Here is a 26,175-nt window from a genome sequence, read left to right as displayed (position 1 = left end):
GCGCCGCTGCCTACCTGGCGCCCCGCATTACCGCTAAAATGCCGGCCTGTTTAGGAGTAAACCATGAGCCTGACCCCTGATTTACCCGTCGACGCCACCCTCGACGCCACCGGCCTCAACTGCCCCGAACCGGTGATGATGCTGCACCAGCACATCCGTGACCTGGCGCCTGGCGGCTTGCTCAAGGTGATCGCGACCGATCCGTCGACCCGTCGCGATATCCCCAAGTTCTGCGTGTTTCTCGACCATGAGCTGGTGGACCAACAGGAACAGGCTGGCACCTACCTGTACTGGATCCGCAAGAAGTCCCTGTAGGAGCGAGCTTGCTCGCGAAGGTCGTTAACGATAACGCGGGCTGCCAGGCTTAACGCGGCGCTCCAGGGTTTTTCGCGAGCAAGCTCGCTCCTACAGTTTTTTTTCGTGGCGAATCCGCTTGCGTGCACTGCGCACCAGGCGGATTACCAGCATCGCCGCCGCACAGCTCAGGCCCACGATCAGCCCCTGCCACAAACCACTCGGGCCGCGCGCCTGGCCCAGCCACTCGGTCAGCCCCAGCGCGTAGCCCACCGGCAAGCCCACACCCCAATACGCAAACAGCGTCAGCACCATGGTCACCCGTGTGTCCTGGTAACCGCGCAACGCGCCGGCGGCCGTGACCTGGATCGCGTCCGAGAACTGAAACAACGCCGCAAACACAATCAGCATCGCCGCCACCTGGATCACCAGCGGGTCCTGGGTGTAGATGGTGGCGATCTGTTCGCGAAACAGCAGCATCAGGCTGCAGGACAGGCAGGCATACACCAGCGCCGTGCCCATCCCAACACCTGCCGCGAAGCGCGCCTCGCGAGGTTCGCCACGGCCCAGGGCCTGGCCCACGCGCACGGTGACGGCCATGCTCAGGGAGTAGGGGATCATGAACACCAGCGAGCTGAAGTTCAGCGCAATCTGGTGCCCGGCTACCACGGTGGCGCCGAGGCTGCCGATCAGCAGCGCGATCACCGCAAAGATGCTCGACTCTGCAAACACCGCAATCCCGATCGGCAAGCCGATGCTCAGCACGCGCTTGATCACCGACCATTGCGGCCAGTCAAAGCGCTTGAACAGCTCGCTGCTCTGATACACCGGCGCCCAGCGGGTCCAGGCGGCTAGGCCGAGCATCATTACCCACATCACGATCGCCGTGGCCCACCCACAACCAATACCGCCCATGGCCGGCACGCCGAAGTGGCCGTAGATAAACACATAGTTCAGCGGAATATTCAGCGCCAGCCCGCACAGGCCCATGACCATGCTCGGCCGCGTTCGGCCCAGGCCGTCGCTGAAACACCGCAACACGTAATACAGCGCAATGGCCGGCATGCCCGAGGCGATGCCGTGCAGGTAGCCCATGCACGGCTTGATCAGCTCGGGATCGACCTTCATCAAATGCAGGATTGGTTCGGCGCTGATCAGCAACAGCAGCGCGGTGATCCCCACCACCAGGGCCAGCCACATCGACTGGCGCACCAGCGGGCCGATTTCACCGTGGGTGCCGGCGCCAAAGCGCTGGGCGACTTTCGGCGTGGTGGCCAGCAGCGTGCCGGTCATCAGCAGGTACACCGGGATCCAGATGGAGTTGCCCAAGGCGACCGCCGCCAGGTCCCGGGAGCTGACACGCCCGGCCATGACCGCATCGACAAAACCCATGGCCGTGGTCGCCAGTTGCCCGATCATGATCGGCAAGGCCAGGGCCAGCAGGTTGCGTACTTCAAGGCTGACGCGGGCGGGGCGGGAGAGGGCGGTGGTGGCAGTGTTCACGTACAGATGTCCGATAAGGGGAAGCGCAGGACGGCGCATTCTACGCCTTGACGTGTTGGTCAGGAAAAAACCTGTGTTGTGGATTTGTAAACACATCCCAGCGCAAATGTTGCTTTTTTTGGCGAGGGAGCAAGCTCCCTCGCCACAAGGAAAACCGCTGTACACTGCTGATCCGCGAAAGGAGCCTGCCATGCTGATTGTTGCCGACGAAAATATCCCGCTGCTCGATGCATTCTTCGAAGGATTCGGCGAGATTCGCCGGGTTCCGGGCCGGTCCATCGACCGCGCGACTATCGAACAGGCCGATGTGCTGCTGGTGCGTTCGGTGACCAACGTCACCCGTGCCTTGCTCGAAGGCACGCCGGTGAGGTTTGTCGGCACCTGCACCATCGGCACTGATCACCTCGACCTTGATTACTTCCAGCGCGCCGGCATCCAGTGGTCCAGCGCTCCTGGCTGCAACGCCCGTGGCGTGGTCGACTATGTGCTGGGCAGCCTGCTGACCCTCGCCGAGATCGAAGGCGCCGACCTGGCCCAACGCACCTACGGCGTGATAGGCGCCGGTGAAGTCGGCGGGCGCCTGGTCAAGGTGCTCAAGGCGCTGGGCTGGAAGGTGCTGGTGTGCGACCCGCCCCGGCAGATCGCCGAGGACGGTGACTACGTCAGTCTGCAGCAGATTGTCGAGCAGTGCGATGTGATCAGCCTGCACACGCCGCTGAACAAATCCGGCAACGGTTCTACCTGGCACTTGTTCGATCGCGAGCGCCTCAACCAGCTCAAGCCCGGCGCCTGGCTGATCAACGCCAGCCGCGGCCCGGTGGTGGACAATGCCGCCCTCAGGGACGTGCTGCTGGAGCGCGAAGACTTGCAGGCGGTGCTGGATGTGTGGGAAGGCGAGCCTCAGGTGGACGTCGACCTGGCCGACTTGTGTGTGCTGGCCACCCCGCATATCGCCGGCTACAGCCTGGACGGCAGGCAGCGCGGCACGGCGCAGATCTACCAGGCGCTGTGCCGGTATCTTGGCCAGGAGGCGACCATTCAACTCAGCGACTTGCTGCCGGAACCGTGGTTGGCCGAGGTCACCCTCAACGCCAATACCGACCCGGCCTGGGCGCTGGCGGCCCTGTGCCGTGGGGTGTACGACCCGCGCCGTGATGACGCGGATTTTCGCCGCAGCCTCGTAGGCACCGTGGACGAGCAGCGCAAGGCGTTTGACCAACTGCGCAAGCACTACCCGCCGCGGCGCGAGATTGAGGGTTTGAAGGTGCGAATCAGCGGCGACTCTGCGGCCTTGTCTAACATCGTGGCGGCATTGGGCGCGCAGGCAATCTGAAGGCATAAAAAACCCGGCCATCAAGGCCGGGTTTAAAAGAGCGTGGGCGATTCAGCCTCGCTTGGCAGGCTTGACCAATTTCTGTTCCAGTTCGGCGCAGGCGCTCTGGATCATCTCTTCGGTGATTTGCACTTCGCGGCCTTGAGCGTCGATGTATGAGCAAGGCAACTGCTGCGGTTGGCGGATCACTTCAATTTTGGCGTTGCTGCTGTTTTGCAAGGACATGGCCCGTCTCCTCATCAGGTTGTGTACCTACTTTAAAATCACCGCGTGACCGCGTTGTTACAACTCCTTGCGCGGTCAGCAGATCGAATGCCTAGTCCAGCAGAAACCGATACAAATTTCCAGCCGGGCCTTAGACCGATAGCCTCTAGGGCCTGGGTTCGGTAAGCATAATTAACCTGACTCATTGTGATTCGCTCAAGTTCCCCCCATGTAGCTATGTAGGTTCCCGTCTCCCACCCTCAGGTGAAACCCTCCATGCTCTCAGCCCGTCAACGCCGCGCGATTCGCCTGGCCAGCCGCTTCGTCGCTCCCTACCGCTGGCAGGCCCTGGGGGCCTTGTTGGCGTTGATCGTCACCGCCGGCATCACCTTGTCCATGGGGCAGGGTATTCGCCTGCTGGTAGACCAGGGCTTCATGACCCAGTCGCCGCACCTGCTCAACCAGTCCATCGGCCTGTTCATGATTCTGGTGCTGGGCCTCGCGGTGGGCACTTTTGCGCGGTTTTACCTGGTGTCGTGGATCGGCGAACGGGTGGTGGCAGACATCCGGCGGCAGGTGTTCAACCATTTGATCTACCTGCACCCGGGCTTCTATGAAAACAACCGCAGTTCGGAAATCCAGTCGCGCCTGACCACCGACACTACCTTGCTGCAATCGGTGATCGGCTCCTCGCTGTCACTGTTCCTGCGCAACGCCCTGATGGTGATCGGCGGGATCGTGCTGTTGTTTGTCACCAATCCCAAGCTCACCAGCATCGTGGTAATAGCGCTGCCACTGGTACTGGCGCCGATCTTGATCTTCGGCCGCCGGGTGCGCAGCCTGTCGCGCCAAAGCCAGGACCGGATCGCCGATGTCGGCAGCTACGTGTCCGAGACCCTCGGCCAGATCAAGACCGTGCAGGCCTACAACCACCAGGTGCAGGACGAGCAGCGCTTTGCGGTGACGGTGGAAGAGGCGTTCACCACCGCACGCAAGCGTATCCTGCAGCGTTCGTGGCTGATTACCCTGGTGATCATGCTGGTGCTGGGCGCCGTGGGCGTGATGCTCTGGGTCGGCGGCATGGACGTGATTAGCGGGCGGATTTCCGGTGGTGAACTGGCTGCGTTCGTGTTCTACAGCCTGATCGTCGGCAGTGCCGTGGGCACTTTGAGTGAAGTGTTGGGCGAGTTGCAGCGGGCGGCCGGTGCGGCAGAGCGGATTGGGGAATTGCTGCAATCGAGTAATGAGATCAAGGCGCCCGAGGCTAACGTCATCAAGCTGCCGGAGCGGGTCAGCGGCCGCCTGGAAATCCAGGATCTGCGCTTCTCCTATCCGTCGCGCCCAGATCGTTTTGCTATCGACGGCTTGAGCCTGAGCATCAATGCCGGTGAAACCCTGGCCCTGGTCGGCCCGTCGGGCGCGGGCAAATCGACGATCTTCGATCTGTTGCTGCGTTTCTACGATCCTCAGCAAGGCCGCATCCTGCTTGAAGGTCAGCCGCTGACCGAACTGGACCCGCTGGACCTGCGCCGCTGTTTCGCCCTGGTGTCCCAGAGCCCGGAGCTGTTCTTCGGCACTGTCGAAGAGAACATCCGCTACGGCAATCCATCGGCCACCTTTACCCAGGTCGAAGAAGCGGCGCGCATCGCCCACGCCCATGATTTTATCCTGCAAATGCCCGACGGCTACCAGACCCACCTGGGCGATGGCGGCATGGGCCTTTCCGGCGGCCAGCGTCAACGCCTGGCCATCGCCCGGGCGCTGCTGGTGGACGCACCGATCCTGCTGCTGGACGAAGCCACCAGCGCACTGGATGCCCAGAGCGAACACCTGATCCAGCAAGCGCTGCCACAGTTGATGGAAGGGCGCACCACGCTGGTGATTGCCCACCGGTTGGCCACGGTGAAGAACGCGGACCGGATTGCCGTGATGGACCAGGGGAAGCTGGTGGCGGTGGGGACGCATCAGCAGTTGATCGCCAGCAATCCGCTGTATGCACGGCTGGCGGCGTTGCAGTTCAGTGATGGTACTGAAGTTGATTGAGGCAGTGAGGCTGTGGTGCGACCGTTCCTTAGGGCATTATGTTGGCTTTCGTTACAGACTTGGATGAGGAAATGAGCCGCTATCAACCTCCGTTGACCCTGACTGCCAAGATGTTGAGTCTGGTTGCTGATATCAGTGAGCAGATTGGTCAGCTTTCAGCTGGCGACGACAGCCGGCAGACCCCGCAATTGAGGCGTGGCAACCGGATTCGTACGATTCAGGCTTCGTTGGCCATCGAGAACAACACCCTGAGTGTCGAACAGGTGACCGCTGTGCTGGAAGGCAAGCGTGTGTTGGGCTTGCCCCGGGAGATTCAGGAAGTACGCAACGCTTTTTCCGCTTACGAGGCTATGCCGCAGTGGGCACCGGGCGAACGTGCGGACCTGCTGCGTGCCCATAAGTTATTGATGTATGGCTTGATCGACGATGCGGGTCGGTTTCGTCAGGCGGGCGTAGGGATCTATCGGGGCGAACAGTTGGTGCACATGGCGCCGCCGGCGAGCCGTGTTACGCATTTGGTTGATGATTTGCTGAAGTGGCAGTCCGCCTCTGACTGGCATCCACTGATCGTTAGCTGCGTCTTTCACTATGAATTCGAGTTTATCCATCCTTTTGCCGATGGAAACGGGCGTATGGGCCGCTTATGGCAAACCCTGATTCTCAGTCAGTGGCGCCCGGTGCTGGCTTACTTGCCGGTAGAGGCGGTGATTCGCGAGCAGCAGGATGCTTATTACGCCGCATTGTCGGCGGCGGACAAGCAGGCAGAGGCAACGCCCTTTGTCGAGTTCATGCTGCAAGCCTTGAACCTTGCGCTGGCAGAAGCGGTGCAAAGCGAGTCCCCGGCAGCGCCATAAAAAATGCCCGCATCTCTCAATGCGGGCATTTTTTTTCAGCTTCAAGCTTGCTGCTTGCAGCTGCTCCCCTTACTGATCATCAAAATAGCGCTCATGCCAATCCACCAGCGGCTGTGGTGCATTGAGCTTCTGCCCGTAGATCACCGAATAAGACAGCACGTTCTGCACATACTGACGGGTTTCGTCGAACGGGATGCTTTCCACCCACACATCGAAACTCAGGTGATCGGCGCCGCGCAACCATTGGCGTACGCGGCCTGGGCCGGCGTTGTAGGCGGCGGTGGCGAGCACGCGGTTGCCGTTGAACTGGGCATGAACCTGGCTCAGGTACGCCGCGCCGAGCTGGATGTTCTTGTCCGGGTCGAGCACCTGCTGTTGCGAGGCCAGCGGGATGCTGAACTTGCGTGCGGTCTCTTTGGCGGTGCCGGGCATCAGTTGCATCAAGCCGGTGGCGCCGACGCCGGAACGCGCGTCGTCCATAAAGGCGCTTTCCTGGCGGGTGATTGCAAACACCCAGCTTGAATGCACGCCGCGGACCTTGGCTTCACGTACCAGGGTGTCGCGGTGGGCCATCGGGAAGCGGATGTCCAGGTCGTCCCAGTACTGGGCCTGGCTGATGGTGCGGATCGCCGGGAAGTACCACTTCATGTCGTAGGCCAGCTTGGCCTGGGCGACCATTTCGTCACGGTTGAAGTGCCGGCTGACGTGGTACCACTCGCGACGGCCATCAACGATCTGGCCGCGGGCGTAGAACTCCAGGGCGCGGCGTACGCCCGGGGTGTTACGCACTTTGTTCATCAGCGCCTGGCTCATCACCAGCGGCTTGTTGTTCAGTTGGTACGGGGACTGGGAGCGGTCCGCGGCCAGGAAGCCGTAGAAGTCTCGTTCCTTGGCCAGGCCCTTGTACATCACCAGGGCTTGCGGGTTCTTCGGCTCTGCCAGTTCCAGGCTGCGGGCCTGCCAGTAGCGCCAGCGGTTGGTGGTGGCCAAATCCTGGGGCAGCTTGCGGGTCAACTGGTAGGCGTCTTCCCAACGGGCCAGGCGCAACAGCAGGCGCAGGCGCCATTCGGAGACGGTGTTGTCCCGCAGTTCCGGATCGTATTTGGTCATCACGTCGAGGGCGCGCGGGTCGTAGCGGCGCGCGAGGGTCAGGCCGATTTCCCGGGCGATCGACACTTTTTCGTCACGAGAGAAGTGCATGCTGCTGGCATAACCGTCGAGCAGGGCCATGGCCTTGTCCGGGTCCTGGCGTGCCAGGCGGCGAAGGCCCAGGCCGACGGCGTCGGACATGGCCTCGTTGGCTGGCAGGAAGCGCGACGGGTCGCTGAGCATGTCGGGTTTTTGCGCCACGTCCACCATCAGGCGGCCTTGGGCGCCGAGGGTCGGCAGGGTTTTCACCAGGCTGTTGGCCAGCGGGTAGTTGCGGGCTTCGGCGGCGAGTTTGGCGCGGTCCCAGATTTTCTGTTCGGTGAGTTGGCCGTCGGCGGCCCACTGGCCAAAGGTTGCATCACAGGCAGCAGGCTGGGATTTACCGGTCAGCCACAGCTTCTCGGTGGTTTTATAACCTTCGGCTTTTTGATTATGGGTCAGCTGGAACTGGCCGTGCAGGCAGTCCAGTTCGACGAAATTGAGTTTGGCGTCGTAGTACTTTTCAAAGGTTTGCCAGTCGCCACGGTCGGCCAGCCAGCGCAACCAGCGCAGCTTCATCCAGTTGGCCTGGGGCAGGTCGCCGTTCTTGGCGAGGAATTGTTCGATTTCCTCGTTGCTGGCGGTTTTCAGGCGCGCGGTCAGTTCGTCGTAAGCGAGGTACGGCGTCAGCGGGTAGTCGGCCAGGGCCTGGCTGTATTGGAAATACGGGCCGCTGTCGCCTTTGGCGAGGGCTCGTTTGGCTTCATCGTAATATTGACGTTGGGTGGTGAGGTCCACGGCCTGGGCAGATTGAACGGCGGTGGCAGAAAGAAGCAGACAAGATAAAAAGCTGAAAAGGCGACTGCGCATGAGACGTCCGTGCAGAGGAATCTGGACTAGTGCCGACGTCGCCGACACTGATTGCCCCTAGCTTAGCCTTTTGGCTGCAACCGGTGAAAGCTTTGCCGGTCGCTTCGTTCAAGTTCATCTGAAATGTCCGACAGAACATGTCAGAGACGAAAATGCCGGCCGCCTCGAGCCCTAAGTCAGGTAGAATGCGCGCCCAGTTTTTGGAGAAGCGTATGACCCTGCTCAAATTCAGCGATGTGTCCCTTGCTTTCGGCGCTATGCCGTTGTTGGACAAGGTGTCCTGGCAGATCGCCCGTGGTGAGCGGGTGTGCATCATCGGCCGCAACGGCACCGGCAAGTCCAGCATGATGAAGCTGGTAAAAGGCGACCAGAAGTCCGACGAAGGCTCTGTATGGCGCGCGCCGGGCCTCAAGATCGGCGAATTGCCGCAAGAATTGCCGGTGGCCGACGGACGGACAGTATTCGACGTGGTTGCCGAAGGCCTGGATGGCGTGGGCGCACTGCTCGCCGAATACCATCACCTGGCACAGAACTGCGTCACCGAAGAAGACCTGGACAAGCTGATGCACGTCCAGCAAGACCTTGAAGCCCGTGACGGCTGGCGCTTGCAGCAATTGGTCGACAGCACGTTGAGCCGCCTGCAACTGCCGGCCGACAAGACCCTCGCCGAATTGTCCGGCGGCTGGCGTCGCCGCGTCCTGCTGGCCCAGGCGCTGGTTTCCGAACCAGACCTGCTACTGCTCGACGAACCGACCAACCACCTGGACATCGGCGCAATCGCCTGGCTGGAAGAAGCCCTCAAGGATTTCCAGGGCGCCGTGCTGTTCATCACGCACGACCGTTCCTTCCTGCAAAACCTCGCCACGCGCATCCTCGAACTGGATCGCGGCGGCCTGATCGACTGGAACGGCGACTACGCCAGCTTCCTGGTGCACAAGGAAGCCAGCCTGGCTGCCGAAGACACCGCCAACGCGTTGTTTGACAAGAAACTGGCCCAGGAAGAAGTCTGGATCCGCCAGGGCATCAAGGCGCGTCGCACCCGTAACGAAGGTCGCGTGCGCGCCCTCAAGGCCCTGCGTAACGAGCGCAGCGAGCGTCGTGAGCGCACCGGCAAGGCCAACATTCAGCTGGATACCGCCGACAAGTCCGGCAAGCAAGTGATGGTCCTGGAAAATGTGAGCTTCCATCACCCGGACGGCCCGTTCCTGATCAAGGACTTCTCCATGGTCCTGCAGCGCGGCGACCGTATCGGCCTGCTTGGCGCCAACGGTACCGGCAAGACCACCTTGCTCAAGCTGATGCTCAACGGCCTGCAACCGACCAGCGGCACAGTGGAAGAGGGCACACGCATCGACGTGGCCTACTTCGACCAGTTGCGCCACCAGTTGGACCTGGAAAAAACCGTGATCGACAACGTCGCCGAAGGTCGCGACTTTATCGACATCGACGGCCAGAGCCGCCACGTGTTGAGCTACCTGGGCGACTTCCTGTTCAGCCCGCAGCGTGCACGTACGCCGGTTAAAGCCTTGTCTGGTGGTGAGCGTGCGCGCCTGCTGCTGGCCAAGCTGTTCAGCAAACCAGCCAACCTGCTGGTGCTCGACGAACCGACCAACGACCTCGATGTTGAAACCCTGGAACTGCTGGAAGAGGTCTTGCTGACCTTCAACGGCACCGTGCTGATGGTCAGTCACGACCGGGCATTCCTCGACAACGTGGTCACCAGCACCCTGGTCTTCGAAGGTGAAGGCAAGGTGCGTGAATACGTCGGTGGTTATCAGGACTGGCTGCGTCAGGGCGGTTCGCCGCGCTTGCTGGGCGTGACCGAGAGCAAATCCGGCAAGGCTGACCTGACCTCGGCCGTGGTTGCCCCGGTGGCTGCTGCCGCTTCTGCTCCTGCGCAAGAAGCGCCTGCAGCCAAGAAGAAGCTCAGCTACAAGCTGCAACGTGAGCTGGAAGCGCTGCCGGGCGATATCGACGCCAAGGAACAGCAGATCGCTGCCGTTGAAGCTGAAATGGCTGACGCGGGTTTCTATCTGCGTCCTGCTGCAGAAACTGCCAAGGTGATTGCATCCCTCGAGCAGTTGAACAGCGAGCTGGAAGCCTTGGTTGAGCGCTGGGCCGAGCTGGATGCCTGAGTGATTCAAGCGCAATAAAAAACCCGGCGCTCATTTGTATGAGCACCGGGTTTTTTGTATGAAACGCGGTTCAAATGTGGGAGCGGGCTTGCTCGCGAATGCGGTGTGTCAGTCCATATAATTGTCGACTGATCCACCGCTTTCGCGAGCAAGCCCGCTCCCACACAAGCCCGCTCCCACATTAGATTGCCGTTGGTCTTACGAGCTCTTTACCAGTTTCACTGCCAGCACATCGCAAGGTGCGCCGTGCAGCACGTCATTGGCGGTGGAGCCCAGCAGCAACGCCAGGCCGTGACGGCCGTGGCTGCCGACCACGATCAGGTCGCAATTTTGTTCCTTGGCCAGGTGGTGTATTTCCTGGCGCGGCTGGCCGTAGGTCAGGTGGCTCTGGTCTTTTTTCAGGGCGGGGTACTTGTTGATCAGTCGATCAAGACGCTCCTTGGCCTGGTCGAACTGCTGCTGTTGCAGTTGGGAAAGGTCCATCGGCACGTCGCCACCAAAGGCCATGGCCATCGGTTCGACGATATGCACCAGGGACAGTTTCACCGAGTCGCCTGCAAGGCCTACGGCCCGCTTGATCACGGGGTCGCATTCTTCGGTCAGGTCCACGGCGACCAGAATATGTTCGTAGGGCATGAGAGGTTTCTCCAAAGGAAAGCGATAAGTTCAGTATGGCTGGTTTCAAGCGGATGGGGTTGCGTCGGGTCAAATCCGCTCATCAAGAAATTCGGGAGTACACATATGACGGTCTGGATAGTGGTGTCAATCCTTGCGCTCGTTTTGAGCCCTCTGGCGTGGTTGCGTCCTTCGCGCCATTCGAGTGGGCGCATGGCGTTACGCATGGAGGCACGGCGCATCGGTTTGACCATGCAACTGACACCTCAGGAATGGCCGCACTGGCTCAAGCACGAGCCGCCCAGCCCGTGTGCGCAGTATCACCGGCCACGACGCGGTACCAAGCGGGTGACCTGGAGTTATTGGCAGTTGGAACCGGGGATTTGGGTCAATCAGTGGCAGGAAACCTGCGTTGATGAAAAGTTGTTGCCGCATTTTGCGACGCTGCCTGCGAACGTCTACAAAGTCGAAGCGGACAAGCAAATGATCACCCTGTACTGGGGCGAGAAGGGCGAGTTGAGTGTGTTGCAGGACATTGACGCGGTGCTCAAAGCGCTGGCTTGAGATTCCTGCAGGCATTAAAAAGCCCGAAAGTATCATCGGGCTGGAGTTGGCCAGGCAGGCCGGTAATTCGTTTTACGTGCCGCTAGCCTAGCCGCATATTCGGTTCTGTACAGCCCTTTAAATCAAAATTCACATTATTGATTTCGCGAATGATTAAACATTGGCGGGGCGATGCCGGCTGCCTCGGGTTCTGAAATGACTGAAAAGTCGCGTTTTTCCGGCCCTTTCGAGCGATTGACAATTCTTCGGATTTGGCTGAAGGTGACGTACCCAAATCAAACGGGCGTATGAATTGAGCGTTTGTCTTTCAGACCGTTCGTACAGAATCCCGACTATCGCGTTGGCGGGTGTGCCTGGCAAATTGGCGTTAGCATCGACGGTAACGTCAGTGTCTACGCTGAATCCTGCGTCCGACGTGTACTGTTCAGCTTCCATATCGTGGAGATCAGTTGATGATTTACGAAGGTAAAGCCATCACGGTTAAGGCTCTTGAAAGTGGCATCGTCGAATTGAAATTCGACCTCAAGGGTGAGTCCGTCAACAAGTTCAACCGTCTAACCCTGAATGAATTGCGTCAGGCCGTAGACACCATCAAAGCAGATGCATCGGTCAAGGGCGTGATCGTCTCCAGTGGCAAGGACGTGTTCATCGTCGGCGCTGACATCACCGAATTCGTCGACAACTTCAAGCTGCCCGATGCCGAGCTTGTGGCTGGCAACCTCGAAGCCAACAAGATTTTCAGCGATTTCGAAGACCTCAACGTGCCGACCGTTGCCGCGATCAATGGCATCGCCTTGGGCGGCGGTCTGGAAATGTGCCTGGCCGCCGACTTCCGCGTGATGTCTGCCACCGCGAAAATCGGCCTGCCGGAAGTTAAGCTGGGCATCTACCCAGGCTTCGGCGGTACCGTGCGCCTGCCGCGCATCACCGGCGCCGACAACGCCATCGAGTGGATTGCCGCCGGCAAGGAAAACCGTGCTGAAGACGCGCTGAAAGTCGGCGCCGTGGATGCTGTGGTCGCTCCCGACAAGCTGGCAGAAGCCGCATTGAACTTGATCAAAGGCGCCATCAGCGGCGAATTTGACTACAAGGCCAAGCGTCAGCCAAAGCTGGAAAAACTCAAGCTCAACGCCATCGAACAGATGATGTCGTTCGAAACCGCTAAAGGTTTCGTTGCTGGCCAAGCCGGCCCGAACTACCCGGCGCCGGTTGAAGCGATCAAGACCATCCAGAAGGCCGCGAACTTCGGTCGCGACAAGGCCCTGGAGATCGAAGCCGCTGGTTTCGTCAAACTGGCCAAGACCTCTGCTGCGCAGAGCTTGATCGGTCTGTTCCTGAACGACCAGGAACTGAAGAAAAAGGCCAAGGCCTACGACGAAATCGCCCGCGATGTGAAGCAGGCTGCCGTACTCGGCGCCGGTATCATGGGCGGCGGTATCGCCTATCAGTCGGCGTCCAAAGGCACGCCGATCCTGATGAAAGACATCAACGAGCACGGTATCGAGCAGGGTCTGGCAGAAGCCGCGAAACTGCTGGTTGGCCGCGTTGATAAAGGCCGCATGACTGCAGCGAAAATGGCTGAAGTGCTTAACGGCATTCGTCCTACGCTGTCCTACGGCGATTTCGGCCACGTCGACCTGGTGGTCGAAGCGGTTGTCGAGAACCCGAAGGTCAAGCAGGCGGTACTGGCTGAAGTTGAAGCCCAGGTTAAAGAAGACACCATCCTGGCTTCCAACACCTCGACCATTTCCATCACCTTGCTGGCCAAGGCCCTCAAGCGTCCGGAAAACTTCGTCGGCATGCACTTCTTCAACCCGGTGCACATGATGCCGCTGGTGGAAGTGATCCGTGGCGAGAAGTCCAGCGAGCTGGCCGTTGCCACCACCGTTGCTTACGCCAAGAAAATGGGCAAGAACCCGATCGTCGTCAACGACTGCCCGGGCTTCCTGGTCAACCGCGTGCTGTTCCCGTACTTCGGCGGTTTCGCCAAGCTGGTCAGCGCCGGTGTGGATTTCGTGCGCATCGACAAAGTCATGGAAAAATTCGGCTGGCCAATGGGCCCGGCGTACCTGATGGACGTGGTCGGCATCGACACCGGCCACCACGGTCGTGACGTGATGGCTGAAGGCTTCCCGGACCGCATGAAAGACGACCGCCGCTCGGCGATCGACGCGCTCTACGAAGCCAAGCGCCTGGGCCAGAAGAATGGCAAGGGTTTCTACGCTTACGAGACCGACAAGAAGGGCAAGCAGAAGAAAGTGGCCGACCCGTCGGTTCACGAAGTACTCGCGCCGGTCATCTACGAACAGCGTGAAGTGTCCGACGAGGACATCGTCAACTGGATGATGATCGCCCTGTGCCTGGAAACCGTGCGCTGCCTGGAAGACGGCATCGTTGAAACCGCAGCCGAGGCCGATATGGGCCTGGTCTACGGTATTGGTTTCCCTCCATTCCGTGGTGGTGCGCTGCGTTACATCGATTCCATCGGTGTGGCCGAGTTCGTTGCCCTGGCTGATCAATACGCTGATCTGGGCCCGCTGTACCACCCGACTGCGAAGCTGCGTGAGATGGCCAAGAACGGCCAAAGCTTCTTCGGTTAAGTGCCCAGACGACTAGAGCGAGAATATTTATGAGCTTGAATCCAAGAGACGTCGTGATTGTCGACTTCGGTCGTACGCCGATGGGCCGCTCCAAGGGCGGCATGCACCGCAACACCCGCGCTGAAGACATGTCGGCGCACCTGATCAGCAAATTGCTGGAACGCAACGTCAAGGTCGACCCGAACGAAGTCGAAGACGTCATCTGGGGCTGCGTCAACCAGACCCTGGAGCAGGGCTGGAACATCGCCCGCATGGCATCCTTGATGACGCAGATCCCGCACACCGCTGCCGGCCAGACCGTCAGCCGCCTGTGTGGCTCGTCCATGAGCGCCTTGCACACCGCTGCCCAAGCGATCATGACCGGTAACGGTGATGTGTTCGTGGTCGGCGGCGTGGAGCATATGGGCCACGTCAGCATGATGCACGGTGTCGATCCGAACCCGCACATGTCCCTGTACGCGGCGAAAGCCTCGGGCATGATGGGCCTGACCGCTGAAATGCTCGGTAAAATGCACGGCATTACTCGCGAAGCCCAGGATGCATTCGGCCTGCGTTCCCACCAGCTCGCCCACAAGGCGACCCTGGAAGGCAAGTTCAAGGATGAAATCATCCCGATGAACGGCTACGACGAGAACGGTTTCCTGAAACTGTTCGACTACGACGAAACCATTCGTCCGGACACCACCCTGGAAAGCCTGGCGGCCTTGAAGCCTGCTTTCAATCCAAAGGGCGGCACCGTGACAGCCGGTACTTCGTCGCAGATCACCGACGGTGCTTCGTGCATGATCGTGATGTCGGCCCAGCGTGCCCAGGACCTGGGTATCCAGCCGATGGCGGTGATTCGTTCGATGGCAGTCGCAGGTGTGGACCCGGCAATCATGGGCTATGGTCCAGTACCGGCCACACAAAAAGCATTGAAGCGCGCAGGCCTGAGCATCTCCGACATCGACTTCTTCGAGCTCAACGAAGCTTTCGCCGCACAGGCCCTGCCAGTGCTGAAAGATTTGAAAGTGCTCGACAAGATGAACGAGAAGGTTAACCTGCACGGCGGCGCGATTGCCTTGGGTCACCCGTTTGGGTGTTCCGGTGCTCGTATCTCCGGCACGTTGCTTAACGTGATGAAGCAAAATGGCGGCAACCTTGGGGTTGCGACCATGTGCATTGGCCTCGGCCAAGGCATCTCCACCGTCTTCGAACGTATCTAAACGTTTCGCTGACGGAAGCCGGGGCCCAGTGCCCCGGTTTTTGTTTTTTGGAATTTTTTATATTTTTTTTTAACTAATTTTGTAAGAGGGCCAGAGCATGAAAGTCGAACCAGGGCTCTACCAGCATTATAAAGGTCCGCAGTACCGCGTTTTTAATGTGGCGCGGCATTCCGAGACCGAAGAGGAAGTGGTGTTTTACCAAGCACTGTATGGCGATTACGGCTTTTGGGTGCGTCCCTTGAGCATGTTCCTGGAGACCGTCGAAGTTGACGGCGAACAGGTCCCGCGCTTTGCTTTGATCCAGGTCGAACCCAGCCTTTTTTCCGCGCAATAAAGGCAGGCCGCGCAGAATGCTGCGCTTGACCTCACCTTGTTGCCACTATATATAGCGTTGCCGCGTCAGGCGCCAACCGCCTTTCACTTCTCGAATTCAGGAATTTTCCGATCCATGGGCAAATCGCTGGTCATTGTGGAATCCCCGGCTAAGGCCAAGACCATCAACAAGTACTTGGGTAACGAGTACGTGGTGAAGTCGAGTATCGGCCATATCCGAGACCTGCCCACCAGCGGTTCGGCTAGCGCCAGCAAGGAGCCTGCCGCCAAACGCGGCAAGGCGGCTGCGGGCGAAGGTCCGGTGCTCACGCCTAAAGAGAAAGCGCGCAAGCAGCTCGTCTCGCGCATGGGTGTCGATCCCGATCATGGCTGGAAAGCCAAGTACGAGATCCTCCCGGGCAAGGAAAAGGTCATCGAAGAGCTGCGCCGGCTCGCCAAAGATGCTGACACCATCTATCTCGCAACCGACTTGGACCGCGAAGGGGAGGCTATTGCCTGGCACCTGCGGGAAGCCATCGGTGGTGACGACAGCCGCTACAAGCGCGTGGTGTTCAACGAAATTACCAAGAAGGCGATCCAGGAAGCCTTCTCCAAGCCGGGCGAACTGGACATTGACCGCGTCAATGCCCAGCAGGCCCGCCGCTTCCTCGACCGCGTCGTGGGTTACATGGTTTCGCCGCTGCTGTGGGCGAAGATCGCCCGAGGCCTGTCCGCCGGCCGTGTGCAGTCGGTGGCGGTAAAGCTGGTGGTGGAGCGTGAGCGCGAGATTCGTGCGTTCAACCCCGAAGAATACTGGGAAGTGCACGCTGACCTGGGCACCGCCAAGGGCAACAACGTGCGCTTTGAAGTGGCCCGCGAGAAAGGCGAGGCCTTCAAGCCGCTCAACGAAGCCCAGGCCATGGCCGCGCTGGAGAAGCTCAAGGCTTCCAGCTACAGCATCGTCAAGCGTGAAGACAAGCCCACCAGCAGCAAGCCGTCGGCGCCGTTCATCACTTCCACCCTGCAACAGGCTGCGAGCAACCGCCTGGGCTTCGGGGTGAAGAAGACCATGATGATGGCCCAGCGTCTGTATGAAGCGGGCTACATCACATATATGCGTACCGACTCCACCAACCTGTCGCAAGACGCGGTGGCAATGGCGCGCACTTATATTGAAAGCGAGTTCGGCAAGAAGTACCTGCCAGAGAAGCCGAACGTCTATAGCAGCAAGGAAGGCGCACAAGAGGCTCACGAAGCGATTCGTCCCTCCGACGCCAACACCGAGCCAAGCAAGCTGAGCGGCATGGAGCGGGACGCTGAGCGCCTCTACGAGCTGATCTGGCGCCAGTTCCTGGCCTGCCAGATGCTGCCGGCGCAATACCTGTCTACTACTGTCAGCGTGGGTGCTGGTGACTTCGAGCTGCGTGCCAAGGGCCGTATCCTCAAGTTCGACGGTTACACCCGCGTGATGCCGCAAATCGCCAAGCCGGGCGACGATGACGTGCTGCCGGACATGGCCCAGGGCGATGTGTTGAAGCTGATCAAGCTCGACCCGTCCCAGCACTTCACCAAGCCGCCGGCGCGTTATTCGGAAGCAAGCCTGGTCAAGGAGATGGAAAAACGCGGTATCGGTCGTCCTTCGACCTATGCGGCGATTATTTCCACCATCCAGGACCGCGGCTACGTTGCCTTGCACAACCGTCGTTTCTACTCGGAAAAGATGGGCGACATCGTCACCGAGCGCCTGTCCGAGAGCTTCTCCAACCTGATGGACTACGGCTTCACCGCCGGCATGGAAGAGAACCTCGATGACGTGGCCCAGGGCGAACGCGACTGGAAAAACGTGCTCGACGAGTTCTACGGCGACTTCAAGAAGAAACTCGAAGTAGCTGAAAGCGCCGAGAACGGCATGCGTGCCAACCAGCCGGTGATGACGGATATTCCGTGCCTCACCTGCGGTCGCCCGATGCAGATTCGTACGGCATCCACCGGTGTGTTCCTCGGTTGCTCGGGTTACAGCCTGCCGCCGAAAGAGCGCTGCAAGGCCACCGTCAACCTGGTGCCGGGCGATGAAATCGCGGCCGATGACGAGGGTGAGTCCGAGTCGCTGGTACTGCGTGGCAAGCACCGTTGCCCGATCTGCAGCACGGCGATGGACGCCTACCTGCTGGACGAGAAGCACAAGCTGCACATCTGCGGTAACAACCCGGATTGTAACGGCTATGAGATCGAAGAAGGCACTTACCGCATCAAGGGCTACGAAGGTCCGAGCCTGGAATGCGACAAGTGCGGCAGCGAGATGCAGCTCAAGACTGGCCGTTTCGGCAAGTTCTTCGGTTGCACCAACCCGACGTGCAAGAACACCCGCAAACTGCTGAAAAGCGGTGACGCGGCGCCGCCGAAGATGGACCCGGTGAAGATGCCTGAACTCAAGTGCGAGAAGGTCAACGACACCTACATCCTGCGTGATGGCGCTTCGGGGCTGTTCCTGGCTGCCAGTCAGTTCCCGAAAAACCGCGAGACCCGTGCTCCGCTGGTGATCGAGATCGTGCCTCACAAGGACGAGATCGATCCTAAGTACCACTTCCTTTGCGAAGCGCCGAAGAAGGACCCGGACGGTCGTCCGTCCGTGATCCGCTACAGCCGCAAGACCAAGGAGCAGTACGTGCAGACCGAAGTGGAAGGCAAGCCTACCGGCTGGAAAGCGTTCTACGACGGCGGCAAGTGGAAGGTCGAGGACAAGCGCCAGGGCGCTTGATACGGATTGTAGGAGCGAGCTTGCTCGCGAAGGTCGTTAACGATAACGCGGGAAGCCTGGCACCCAGTGGTATGCTCAGGTTTTTCGCGAGCAAGCTCGCTCCTACACCGTCAGCATTACGCCTTTTCGTTGTGGAGACTGCCTTCATGGCCAACGAACTCTATACCCGTACCAACCAGAAAATTTACTTCGCGGGTTTGTCCCTGGAAGCCCTCGGCCGCGCCGAGGAAGGAAAGGAGATGAACGCTATCGCGCTGGTACAGGCCGGGCGTGAAGCGGCGCTGTTCCACCTGTATGGCGCCTTGCTTGGCCTGTGCCATGAGATTGCCGGGTTCTATCGCCTGCCTCAGGCCGGTTCACCGCGTGCAGAGATGATCATCAACCGTGACGTGCTGGAGACCATGGCCATCCCGGAGTTGGCCGAGTTGGTGGAAATGGCGCAGAGCCCGGACAGCTGGCTGGCCCGATTGCTGGTAGCCCACGCCGATATGTTTCAGCCGCCACGGGTGAAACACACCCCCAAAGGCGATGTGACCCAGCCGCTGATCGTAGCCGTGAGCCTGGACGAAGAAGGGCCTGAGCCATTAAGCCGAGAGGAGCTGGAAAGCTGGAGGCAGGAGTTGAAGAAACTGGCCGTTCGGTTTCGAGATGGATTGAACGAGTGCTGAGTTAAGTTGGGCACCATTCATCAAGCCGTAAAGAAAGCTGTCCAGATCCTGAGCGAGGCCGCGCTGATGACTGATATAATGCCGGCCTTTCGTGGAGAACAGACTTTTATGCCAACGTCCTTTCTGGAAATTGTTGAATTGCCCGACGGCCGAATCGAGTTGCGCCGGGCCGAGGACGAGGGTTCTCTGGTTATTTTGGATTTTTCCGAAGACGCAAAAGCATTCCTGCAAGGCCAGCACGTGGAAGTGGCAAAAGCCATGTTGAGCGTAGGTGTGCAGATGGCAGGGCGCCTGGCTGAAGGCGAGCCGGAGAAGGAAGACGGCCCACGGATTCTTCACTGAGTCCGTTTGTCGGTTTTTTGTAAGATTGAATCGTGAAGATCGGCTTCTCAATCCTGAAGAAGCCTCGCGTCATGGCGGACCCTGACAGACGTCAGTTATCCGCGCATCGTTTTATCCCAACCGAATGTTCAAGCTCTGTGCATCGCCCGTACGTGCGGCGCTGACCAGCTGTTGCCTGGCCGCTGTGGTCAGCGGGTTCAGCCAACTGACCACCGTATGGCTACGACCCAGGCGCAAGGCTTCGCAGGTCAACTGCTGCGCACTTTGGGCACCTCGGGGTTGCAGCAACAGGATGCGCTCGCGGTTCAGGCCTGCATCCCGCAGCCAGGCCTGGGTCAGGCTGGACGGCGGGGCGATCAGCGTCAGCCAGCGTGCGTCCTGCTCTTCGCTCAATTCGCGAAGGATCGGCGCCAGCAGGCTCAGGCAGCTCCCGGCAGCACCGCGCAACGACAGTTCACTGAACGCCTCGGGTTCGGCGCTCCAGGGCGCTTCGACCGTTTCCTTGAGGATGGGCGCAAGGGGCTGGGCCATAAAGGCCTCAAACAGCGACAGCTGAGTGTGTTGTGGGGTCTGTAGGAACTGCATGATGCCTCCGTTAGCGGCGAATAACGCCGACGCTCAAGCCTTCAATCACCAGGTCCTGATCCTTCAGGTTCACTTCAATCGGCGCAAACTCAGGGTTCTCGGCCAGTAGCCAGACCTTGCTGCCTTCGCGCTTGAAGCGTTTGACCGTCACTTCATCGCCAATACGGGCGACGACGATCTGGCCATTGCGGGCTTCACGTGTGGTGTGGACGGCCAGCAGGTCGCCGTCGAAAATACCCACGTCCTTCATGCTCATGCCATGGACTCGCAGCAGGTAGTCGGCACGGGGATGGAAGAACGTCGGGTTGATGTTGCAGGATTCCTCGACGTGCTGTTGCGCCAGGATCGGCGCACCGGCTGCGACCCGGCCAATAATCGGCAGTGTCGACTCGTCGGCCTTGGCTTCGAAGCCAGGGATACGAATGCCTCGTGAGGCACCCGGCGTCATTTCGATCGCGCCTTTGCGGGCGAGGGCCTTGAGGTGTTCTTCAGCGGCGTTGGGCGACTTGAATCCCAGCTCCAGCGCAATTTCTGCCCGGGTCGGCGGGTAGCCGTTGTCATCGAGGCAGCGCTTGATAAAAGCCAGAATCTCAGCTTGGCGTGGCGTCAGTTTTAGCATGTTGATCGCTCTGTCTTTTTATACAGTGACTGGGATTATATACAGTGGACTGCGCTTGGCAATCACCGTTTTCAGTCACTCCGCTGGACGGTCGTTTGTCATCCGTCCTACAGGGTTAAAACAGCGCCGCCTACAGACGTTGGCGAATGTGATTAAATGGCCATGAAATCGGTGACCGACCAGCCGCAAACCGACCTGCAGGCTTGACAAGACATAGCTTGAAACGTATGTTTCAAACAAGTGTTTGTCAGGCGGAGTAGCCATGGCCCAGTCGGAAACCGTTGAACGCATTCTCGATGCTGCCGAGCAGTTGTTCGCGGAAAAAGGATTTGCTGAAACCTCATTGCGGCTGATCACCAGCAAGGCCGGGGTCAACCTGGCAGCAGTGAACTACCATTTCGGCTCCAAGAAAGCGCTGATCCAGGCCGTGTTCTCACGTTTCCTGGGGCCTTTCTGCATCAGTCTCGACCGTGAGCTGGAACGTCGCCAGGCGAAGCCTGAAAATAAGCCAAGCCTGGAAGACCTGCTGGAAATCCTCGTCGAGCAAGCCCTGGTGGTCCAGCCTCGCAGCGGTAACGACCTGTCGATCTTCATGCGCCTGTTGGGCCTGGCGTTCAGCCAGAGCCAGGGTCACCTGCGTCGCTACCTGGAAGACATGTACGGCAAGGTATTCCGCCGCTATATGTTGCTGGTTAACGAAGCCGCGCCGCGTATTCCGCCGATCGAACTGTTCTGGCGCGTGCACTTCATGCTCGGTGCCGCGGCGTTCAGCATGTCCGGGATCAAGGCCCTGCGTGCGATTGCCGAGACCGACTTTGGCGTCAACACCTCAATCGAGCAGGTGATGCGCCTGATGGTGCCGTTTCTCGCCGCCGGCATGCGTGCCGAAACCGGCGTTACCGACCAGGCCATGGCCGCCGCCCAGTTGCGTCCCCGCAGCAAGTCGGTACCGGTCCCGGCCAAGGTTTAACCCCGTCCGGGTGTGCGCGGCCGCTTGCATCCGCTAAGCTAGCCGCCCATGCCGATTTCAGCTATTTACCCACAGCCCGTTGCTCCCGCTGAGCGTCCGTTTCCAGATTCAATCCTGGCGATGCGATCTCGCGAGGGCTCCGGGCTGCGCGCGTTATTTAAGGAAGCTTTATGACCCAAGCCCTGCAAGGCTCTTTGATGGTGGACGTCGCCGGTACCTGGCTGACGGCTGAAGATCGCCACTTGTTGCGCCAGCCCGAAGTGGGCGGCCTGATCATTTTTGCACGCAATATCGAGCACCCGCGCCAAGTGCGTGAGTTGAGCGCCGCGATTCGCGCCGTGCGCCCGGACCTGCTGCTGGCGGTCGATCAGGAAGGCGGACGCGTGCAGCGCTTGCGCCAGGGCTTTGTCCGCCTGCCGGCGATGCGCGCCTTGGCCGACAATCCGAATGCCGAGCAACTGGCCGAGCAGTGCGGTTGGGTCATGGCGACAGAAGTGTTGGCAGTCGGCCTGGACCTGAGCTTCGCCCCGGTGCTGGACCTCGATTACCAGCGCAGCGCAGTCGTAGGCACGCGCGCATTTGAAGGCGACCCCGAGCGCGCTGCCGTGCTTGCCGGTGCCTTTATCCGTGGGATGAACAGCGCCGGCATGGCGGCCACCGGAAAACACTTCCCCGGCCACGGCTGGGCTGAAGCCGATTCCCACGTCGCAATTCCCAATGATGAACGCAGCCTGGAACAGATTCGCGCCAATGACCTGGTGCCTTTCGCACGCCTGAGCAAGCAGTTGGCGGCCGTCATGCCGGCCCACGTGATTTATCCACAGGTCGACGCGCAACCGGCCGGCTTCTCCCGGCGCTGGTTGCAGGACATCCTGCGCGGTGAGTTGCAGTTCGACGGGGTGATTTTCAGTGACGACCTGTCGATGGCAGGCGCCCATGTGGTCGGTGATGCTGCGAGCCGTATCGAGGCGGCGCTGACTGCGGGCTGCGACATGGGCCTGGTGTGCAACGATCGCGCTGCCGCTGAATTGGCGCTGAGTGCTGCCCAGCGCATGAAGGTCACGCCATCGGCGCGTATCGCGCGGATGCGGGGCCAAGCTGTGGCTTCGACCGAGTACAAGCAGGATCCGCGTTGGCTGGCAGCGCTTGGTGCGCTGCGAGATGCTCAGTTGATCGACTGACAACTGCGGTGCGCCCTTCGCGAGCAAGCCCGCTCCCACATTTGACCGCGTATCCACTGAGGAAATGCGATCGAATGTGGGAGCGGGCCTGCTCGCGAAGGCGATCTAACAGTCAGCGCTTTTCTTGCTTGTGAGGTAGCGGCGCAAACAACGCCTCAATATCCTCATTCCCCAGCTTCCAGTCCCCCGTCGTCCGCCCATCCAGAACGCCCGCCGCAAGATCAGACTTTTCCTTCTGCAAATGCTGGATTTTCTCTTCAACGGTGCCTCGGGCAATCATCTTGTAGACGAACACCGGCTTCTCCTGGCCAATACGATACGCACGGTCGGTCGCCTGGTTTTCCGTCGCCGGGTTCCACCACGGGTCGTAGTGAATCACCGTGTCTGCTTCCGTCAGGTTAAGCCCGACGCCACCGGCCTTCAGGCTGATCAGAAAGATCTGCAGCTTGCCGCTCTGGAAATCCTTCACCGGCGTGCGGCGATCCCGGGTTTGCCCGGTCAACAGCGCATAGGCAACGCCACGCTTCTTCAGTTCGGCTTCGATCAGACTCAGCATCGAAGTGAACTGGGAAAACAGCAGGATCCTGCGGCCTTCGGCAAACAGCTCTTCGAGCATCTCCATCAAGCTGTCGAGCTTGCCCGAGCTGCTGCCTTTCGCCGGCAATGCCGCATCATTGACCAGGCGCAAGTCACAGCACACCTGACGCAACTTGAGCAGCGCTTCCAGGATGATGATCTGGCTACGGGCCACGCCCTTGCGGGTGATCTCGTCGCGAACTTTCTTGTCCATCGCCAGGCGCATGGTCTCGTACACGTCGCGCTGGGCTTCGTTGAGGTCGACCCAATGAATGATCTCGGTCTTGGGCGGCAACTCCGTCGCCACCTGCTCCTTGGTACGGCGCAGCAGGAACGGCTTGATCCGACCATTAAGGTGCTGCAATCGCACATCGCTGCCGCGTTTTTCGATTGGCACGCGGTAATCGCGGTTGAAGCTTTTCACATCCCCCAGCCAACCCGGCAGCAGGAAGTGGAACAGCGACCACAGCTCGCCCAAGTGGTTTTCCAGCGGTGTACCGCTGAGGCACAGGCGCTGGCGGGCGTTCAGCTCGCGGGCAGCTTGGGCGGCCTTGCTGTTGGGGTTCTTGATGTACTGCGCTTCGTCGAGGATCAACACGTGCAAGGGCAGGGCGGCCAGTTGCTCGATGTCCTTGGGCAGCAGGGCGTAGGTGGTCAGCAGCAGGTCGTAGTCCTGCAATTGAGCGAAATGTTTCTTACGCCCGGCACCGTACAACGCCAATACTTTGAGCTGCGGCGTGAAGTGCGCCGCTTCGTCGAGCCAGTTCGGGATCAGGCTGGTGGGCATCACCACCATGCACGGCCGGTCGAGGCGTCCGGCGATTTTCTCGCTGAGAATATGCGCCAGGGTTTGCAGGGTTTTGCCCAGGCCCATGTCGTCCGCAAGAATCCCGCCGACGTCGAGCTGGCGCAGCGACTGCATCCAGCTCAGGCCTTCCAGTTGGTAAGGACGTAACGTCGCGTTCAAGCCTTCAGGCGCATCGCAGCTGAAATCCTTGATGTCCCGCAGACGCTGGGCGAAGTTGCGGATCTTTTCGCCGCCTTCCCATTGCAGCGGCAAGTCTTCCAGCGGGTTCAGGCGAATGGCGTCGGCCTTGGCCAGGCGCAGCGCAGTGGTACCGGGCTCTTGCAGGTAGAACTCGCCCAAGGTCGCCAGCACCGGTTTCAGCCGCCCGTAAGGCAGCGCCACTTGCAGCGGGCCGTGGCCGTTGGGCAGGCCGGGAATGTTCACCAGGATCAGTTCGTCATCGCGGCGCCGAGCGAGTTTTTCCGGGTTGAGGATCTCGGTGTGGGAGCGCATCAGGTTCAGCAGGATCGGCAGCAAACTCAGGCGTTCGCCGTTGACGATGATCCCCAGCTCCAGGTCGAACCAGTCACGCTCCGGCACTTCGTCGACGCTGGCATACCAGTCGTCTACGGCACTCAGGTCAAAACCGAAATCTTCGTCGATCTGCAATTCCCAACCCTGGGCGCGCAGGGTCGGCGATGCATTCAACGTGAAGTTCAGCCACGCGCTGTCATTGACCATCTCGAACAGCTCGCCGGCGCTTTCCGGCAGGGCCTTGCTCTGGCGGGTGGCGATCTTGAAGCCCAGCAGGCGCAGTTGTTCGCGAAACTGCTGCTCAATCTCGGGGTGGCGCTTGATCCGCAGACTCTGCTGTTCCTGGCGCACGATAATGTCGGCGTTCTTCTGGCCGCTGACGTAGTTGCCCAAATAGTTGAAGGACAACGCTGCACGGTGCTGGATATAACGCTGCATCTTGCCGTTGCGCGGCTCGAAGGCGCTGAACTCGATACTCGCCAGCCACAATCGCGGCTCCGGTTGCACGTTTTCCATCACCACTTGCGGCAGCACTACGCGGTTATCCAGCACTGCCTGGAGCTTCTCCAGCAACTCCGCGTCCTGAGCCGCCGCCGGGTAGGCCAGGGTTTCCTGGACCTTGAGCAGCACTGCGGCGATGTGTTTGCAGTTGGTGTGCACGGGGCAGGTGCAGCGGCTATCCACCAGGATCAGCGTGCCTTTGGCAGACTCGCGCAGCGAAATGGTCTGGCGGTAGACATTGCCGCCCGAGCCTTCGCAACTGGCAATGATGGTGCTGTCGCCGGACTCGACGATACGCACACGGTTTTCCAGGGCGTAGCGTCGGCCGCGCTCAAGGCTTTGCTCTTTAAAGCGATTGGCCCACGAAGGGGCCAGGGGTTTGGTCAACGACGACGTCAGGGGCATGGTGCTGGATCAGTCCTGGACATCGGGCGGTGGTGCGCTGGGCGGCTTGGCGGTCAGCGAAGTGATCTTGATCAGCAGGGCGAGGTGGCCGCCGTCCAGGTAGTTGAGCTGGTTGTTCTTGGTGCGCACGTCTTGCTGGCTGAGGTGTTCGCTGGCAATGACGCTGCCGTTGGCGTCGAACTGGTTGACCCAGAAGTCGGCGTCGATATCGGTAAAGCGCCCGAGCTGCAGGCTCAGGGTGCCTTCGATGGGAAACTGACCGAACTGTTCCTGGCCGTCGCTGATGGCCAGCTTCACCGGTTGTTCACCGAGGTTCTGATCCCAGGCCCGGTGCAGCAACACGGTGTAATTATTGTCGGCGCTGAGCTTGTCGACGATGTTGCCCAGCCGCGGCGGGCTCATTTTGTCGGCCGGCAGGCGAGGTGCCCCCGCGTCCCAGTCTTCCGGCGCCGCGCGGCTATTGATCACCGGCTCGGCGTTCTGGCGCACCAGGATCATTTCCACCAGGTACGGGCTGTCGGCAAACGCCGAAGGGGCAACGACCACCAACAACAAGCTCAAAATGCGGAACAGGCGCATTGGGGCGTCC

Annotated in this window: 21 protein-coding genes and 1 pseudogene; 14 read left to right on the top strand and 8 right to left on the bottom strand. The window is 60.2% G+C overall.

The features are described from left to right. Positions 1 to 63: 63 nt before the first annotated feature. A complete protein-coding gene (gene tusA, locus HBJ59_RS01865; RefSeq protein ID WP_076017227.1) occupies positions 64 to 315 on the top strand; it encodes a sulfurtransferase TusA in 252 nt (83 codons plus the stop codon). Between the two features lie 90 nt (positions 316 to 405). Here tusA and HBJ59_RS01860 read toward each other — a convergent pair whose 3' ends face one another. After that, complete coding sequence (locus HBJ59_RS01860; RefSeq protein WP_167662628.1) at positions 406 to 1,797, bottom strand: MATE family efflux transporter; 1,392 nt, start codon at positions 1,795 to 1,797, stop codon at positions 406 to 408. A gap of 190 nt (positions 1,798 to 1,987) precedes the next feature. Between HBJ59_RS01860 and pdxB the strand changes: the two genes are divergently transcribed. Beyond that, positions 1,988 to 3,130: a 4-phosphoerythronate dehydrogenase PdxB gene (gene pdxB / locus HBJ59_RS01855; protein WP_167662627.1), complete on the top strand. Its 1,143-nt coding sequence runs from the start codon at positions 1,988 to 1,990 to the stop codon at positions 3,128 to 3,130. A gap of 51 nt (positions 3,131 to 3,181) precedes the next feature. Here the strand turns inward: pdxB and HBJ59_RS01850 are convergent, their stop codons facing one another. Further along, positions 3,182 to 3,355, bottom strand: coding sequence for a PA1571 family protein (locus HBJ59_RS01850; RefSeq protein WP_010176367.1), 174 nt, complete (start codon positions 3,353 to 3,355; stop codon positions 3,182 to 3,184). 255 nt (positions 3,356 to 3,610) lie between these two features. Here HBJ59_RS01850 and HBJ59_RS01845 point away from each other — a divergent pair, with 255 nt between their 5' ends. Further along, positions 3,611 to 5,377 (top strand): ABC transporter transmembrane domain-containing protein, encoded by a 1,767-nt coding sequence (locus HBJ59_RS01845; protein WP_167662626.1) that lies wholly within the window; start codon positions 3,611 to 3,613, stop codon positions 5,375 to 5,377. Between the two features lie 71 nt (positions 5,378 to 5,448). After that, a pseudogene (locus HBJ59_RS01840) lies at positions 5,449 to 6,213 on the top strand (Fic family protein); the annotation flags it as partial. Positions 6,214 to 6,300: 87 nt separating this feature from the next. On the opposite strand, the gene HBJ59_RS01835 reads toward HBJ59_RS01840, so the two are convergent. Beyond that, a complete protein-coding gene (locus tag HBJ59_RS01835; protein ID WP_076017232.1) occupies positions 6,301 to 8,229 on the bottom strand; it encodes a transglycosylase SLT domain-containing protein in 1,929 nt (642 codons plus the stop codon). A 212-nt stretch (positions 8,230 to 8,441) separates the two neighbouring features. Between HBJ59_RS01835 and HBJ59_RS01830 the strand changes: the two genes are divergently transcribed. Further along, positions 8,442 to 10,364 (top strand): ATP-binding cassette domain-containing protein, encoded by a 1,923-nt coding sequence (locus tag HBJ59_RS01830; RefSeq protein ID WP_167662624.1) that lies wholly within the window; start codon positions 8,442 to 8,444, stop codon positions 10,362 to 10,364. A 198-nt stretch (positions 10,365 to 10,562) separates the two neighbouring features. Here HBJ59_RS01830 and HBJ59_RS01825 read toward each other — a convergent pair whose 3' ends face one another. After that, positions 10,563 to 11,000: a universal stress protein gene (locus HBJ59_RS01825; protein ID WP_076017234.1), complete on the bottom strand. Its 438-nt coding sequence runs from the start codon at positions 10,998 to 11,000 to the stop codon at positions 10,563 to 10,565. A 105-nt stretch (positions 11,001 to 11,105) separates the two neighbouring features. On the opposite strand from HBJ59_RS01825, the gene HBJ59_RS01820 reads away from it, so the two are divergent. The 7 genes from HBJ59_RS01820 (at position 11,106) to HBJ59_RS01790 (ending at position 19,428) form a co-directional block, all read left to right on the top strand. After that, a complete protein-coding gene (locus HBJ59_RS01820) occupies positions 11,106 to 11,543 on the top strand; it encodes a hypothetical protein (RefSeq protein ID WP_076017235.1) in 438 nt (145 codons plus the stop codon). Positions 11,544 to 11,995: 452 nt separating this feature from the next. Next, positions 11,996 to 14,143, top strand: coding sequence for a fatty acid oxidation complex subunit alpha FadB (gene fadB, locus HBJ59_RS01815; RefSeq protein ID WP_167662623.1), 2,148 nt, complete (start codon positions 11,996 to 11,998; stop codon positions 14,141 to 14,143). A 29-nt stretch (positions 14,144 to 14,172) separates the two neighbouring features. Then, positions 14,173 to 15,348: an acetyl-CoA C-acyltransferase FadA gene (gene fadA / locus HBJ59_RS01810; protein WP_076017236.1), complete on the top strand. Its 1,176-nt coding sequence runs from the start codon at positions 14,173 to 14,175 to the stop codon at positions 15,346 to 15,348. Between the two features lie 97 nt (positions 15,349 to 15,445). Next, positions 15,446 to 15,682 (top strand): DUF1653 domain-containing protein, encoded by a 237-nt coding sequence (locus tag HBJ59_RS01805; RefSeq protein WP_010176359.1) that lies wholly within the window; start codon positions 15,446 to 15,448, stop codon positions 15,680 to 15,682. A gap of 114 nt (positions 15,683 to 15,796) precedes the next feature. After that, positions 15,797 to 18,418 carry a type I DNA topoisomerase gene (gene topA / locus HBJ59_RS01800; RefSeq protein ID WP_017477200.1) on the top strand — a complete coding sequence of 874 codons (2,622 nt, stop codon included), beginning with the start codon at positions 15,797 to 15,799 and terminating at the stop codon, positions 18,416 to 18,418. Between the two features lie 146 nt (positions 18,419 to 18,564). Further along, positions 18,565 to 19,086: a DUF6586 family protein gene (locus HBJ59_RS01795; protein ID WP_076017237.1), complete on the top strand. Its 522-nt coding sequence runs from the start codon at positions 18,565 to 18,567 to the stop codon at positions 19,084 to 19,086. Positions 19,087 to 19,194: 108 nt separating this feature from the next. Then, entirely contained in the window at positions 19,195 to 19,428 is a 234-nt protein-coding gene (locus HBJ59_RS01790) for a hypothetical protein (RefSeq protein WP_003218969.1), read from the top strand. A 111-nt stretch (positions 19,429 to 19,539) separates the two neighbouring features. On the opposite strand, the gene sulA is transcribed toward HBJ59_RS01790, so the two are convergent. Continuing rightward, positions 19,540 to 20,013, bottom strand: a complete 474-nt coding sequence (sulA, locus tag HBJ59_RS01785) for an SOS-induced cell division inhibitor SulA (protein ID WP_010176355.1) — start codon at positions 20,011 to 20,013, stop codon at positions 19,540 to 19,542. Positions 20,014 to 20,023: 10 nt separating this feature from the next. Then, positions 20,024 to 20,632, bottom strand: a complete 609-nt coding sequence (gene lexA, locus HBJ59_RS01780) for a transcriptional repressor LexA (protein WP_003172575.1) — start codon at positions 20,630 to 20,632, stop codon at positions 20,024 to 20,026. Between the two features lie 262 nt (positions 20,633 to 20,894). Between lexA and psrA the strand changes: the two genes are divergently transcribed. Beyond that, positions 20,895 to 21,602 carry a transcriptional regulator PsrA gene (gene psrA, locus HBJ59_RS01775; protein WP_003218964.1) on the top strand — a complete coding sequence of 236 codons (708 nt, stop codon included), beginning with the start codon at positions 20,895 to 20,897 and terminating at the stop codon, positions 21,600 to 21,602. A gap of 170 nt (positions 21,603 to 21,772) precedes the next feature. Then, positions 21,773 to 22,783, top strand: a complete 1,011-nt coding sequence (gene nagZ, locus HBJ59_RS01770) for a beta-N-acetylhexosaminidase (protein WP_076017238.1) — start codon at positions 21,773 to 21,775, stop codon at positions 22,781 to 22,783. Between the two features lie 112 nt (positions 22,784 to 22,895). Here the strand turns inward: nagZ and HBJ59_RS01765 are convergent, their stop codons facing one another. Both HBJ59_RS01765 and HBJ59_RS01760 read right to left on the bottom strand, forming a co-directional pair. Next, a complete protein-coding gene (locus HBJ59_RS01765; protein ID WP_167662622.1) occupies positions 22,896 to 25,586 on the bottom strand; it encodes a DEAD/DEAH box helicase in 2,691 nt (896 codons plus the stop codon). A gap of 9 nt (positions 25,587 to 25,595) precedes the next feature. Further along, positions 25,596 to 26,165, bottom strand: coding sequence for a CsiV family protein (locus tag HBJ59_RS01760; RefSeq protein WP_167662621.1), 570 nt, complete (start codon positions 26,163 to 26,165; stop codon positions 25,596 to 25,598). Positions 26,166 to 26,175 lie beyond the last annotated feature (10 nt).

Origin of the sequence: Pseudomonas sp. AN3A02, assembly GCF_011765255.1 — a bacterium.
Classification (GTDB): Bacteria; Pseudomonadota; Gammaproteobacteria; order Pseudomonadales; family Pseudomonadaceae; genus Aquipseudomonas.
The sequence above is the reverse complement of the archived record's forward strand: the minus strand, read 5'-3'. Positions and strand labels throughout refer to the sequence as shown.